The following is a 1,999-nucleotide window of genomic DNA, read 5'->3' on the forward strand; positions in this document are numbered from 1 at the left end:
TGCATATTCCACTCCATCCCGATCACAGATTCCAGTGATGCCGATCACGAATTCCATTTGATGCCGATCAAAGATTCCATTCTAAGCCGATCAAGAATGAGCAATACGTAAGCATATTGAGCGACGCACGATAACCGTTTTATCCTTTTGTTTGGTCAAACAGAAGGAAAGTAGAAATGCCAACGGAGAAGCTATCGATGCGTAAAATAAGAGAAGTTTTAAAGCTGCGATATGAAGGTGGCTTGAACAATAGAGAAATTGCAGCAAGTGTTGATATTAGTGCTAGCACAGTGAGTAGCTATTTATCACGTGCCAAAATGTTTGACGTGTCGTGGCCATTGCCTGTGTCGATGAGTGACGCTGAACTTTATGCTCGCTTATTTCCCCAAGAGTCTAATCCCAAAAAACTTAATAGACCTACCCCTGATTTATCATGGGTTCATCGAGAGCTAAAACGCAAGGGCGTGACCTTATTATTGCTATGGTATGAGTATCGCAGCCAATATCCTGATGGATACGGATACAGTCGTTTTTGTGAGATGTATCGAGATTTCTCGTGTAAACTGAATCCAAGCATGCGTATTACCCATCATGCCGGTGAAAAGTTATTCGTAGATTATTCTGGACTCACTGTTCCATGGGTTGATAAAGACACAGGCGCACTACACAAAGCAGAAATCTTTGTAGCAGTGCTTGGTGCTTCGAACTATACGTTTATTGAAGCAGCAGAAAGCCAGAGCTTACGTCATTGGATAGCTGCGCATATTCGGGCATTCGAATTTTTTGGTGGCGTTACCACCAGCATCGTTCCTGACAATCTCAAGTCAGGAGTTACACAACCCCATCTCTACGACCCCGATACCAACATGACTTATCAAGAAATGGCCAACTATTATAATGTCGCTGTTATTCCTGCTCGAGTACGATCCCCGAAAGATAAAGCCAAAGTTGAAGTGGGTGTACAGGGTATTCAACGATGGATTTTAGCTCGATTGCGAGATTGTACTTTCTTTAATATTTCTGAGATTAATTCAGCAATAGCCCCCTTATTGCAAGCTTATAATGAGCGTCCATTTCAACAGTTATCTGGCTCTCGTTATTCCCAGTTTTTAGAAATTGATAGGCCTGCATTAAAATCATTACCCATTCATCGTTATCAATTTGCTTATTGGAAACGTGCTAAAGCTGGAATTGATTATCATGTGACCATTGAGAAACATCATTACAGTATTCCATGGCGTTATCTTGGGGAATTCATTGATGTTCGAATTGGAGACCGAACGATTGAATGTTTTTTAAATAATAAACGTATCGCGCTGCATCAACGTTCATTTAAGCCAGGTCATACCACACAGAATGAACATATGCCAAAAGCCCATCAGGATTATGTTTCATGGACACCTGAACGATTACATCGATGGGCACAAAGTATTGGGCCACATACAGCTCAATTAATTGATGAAGTCATTAGTTTGCACAAAATACCACAGCAAGGTTATCGCGCATGTCTTGGTATTCTTCGCATGAGTAAAAAATATGGAAAAGAGCGTTTAGAAAATGCAGCGATTAGAGGGCTTCATATTGGTGCAGTTCGATATAAAAATATTGAGTCCATTTTAAAGAATGGGTTGGATAAGCAGCCGCTATCAAAGCCTGCCAGCACGAGTGCGGCTGCTGATATAACTAATCACCATGAGAATGTTCGTGGTGCAAATTACTATCATTAACAGACTCAGGGAGATATTGTTATGTTAACACAGCCATTGTTCGAACAGTTAAGAGAATTACGCTGCCACGGCATGATTGAGGCATTACAAGAGCAGATGCAGCAATCTGATATTCATCAATTATCTTTTGATGAACGATTTAGTTTACTAGTAGAGCGAGAGTGTATTGTACGTGGAAATCGCAAGTTAAGCACTCGATTGCGGCAAGCCAGACTCAAAGCCAATGCGTGTTTAGAGGATATTGATTACTCGGTTTCAAGGGGAATCTCAAG

General features: G+C 41.1%; 2 protein-coding genes. Both read left to right on the top strand.

Annotation, left to right across the window (positions count from 1 at the left end; genetic code table 11):
• Positions 1-176 precede the first annotated feature (176 nt).
• Positions 177-1,727, top strand: a complete 1,551-nt coding sequence (gene istA / locus OQJ26_RS19185) for an IS21 family transposase (protein WP_265703157.1) — start codon at positions 177-179, stop codon at positions 1,725-1,727.
• Between the two features lie 21 nt (positions 1,728-1,748).
• Positions 1,749-1,999: ATP-binding protein (locus OQJ26_RS19190; protein WP_265705280.1), on the top strand; the 251-nt coding region annotated here is incomplete at its 3' end.

It is taken from the genome of Legionella sheltonii (genome assembly GCF_026191355.1).
In the GTDB taxonomy this organism is placed as follows: domain Bacteria; phylum Pseudomonadota; class Gammaproteobacteria; order Legionellales; family Legionellaceae; genus Legionella; species Legionella sheltonii.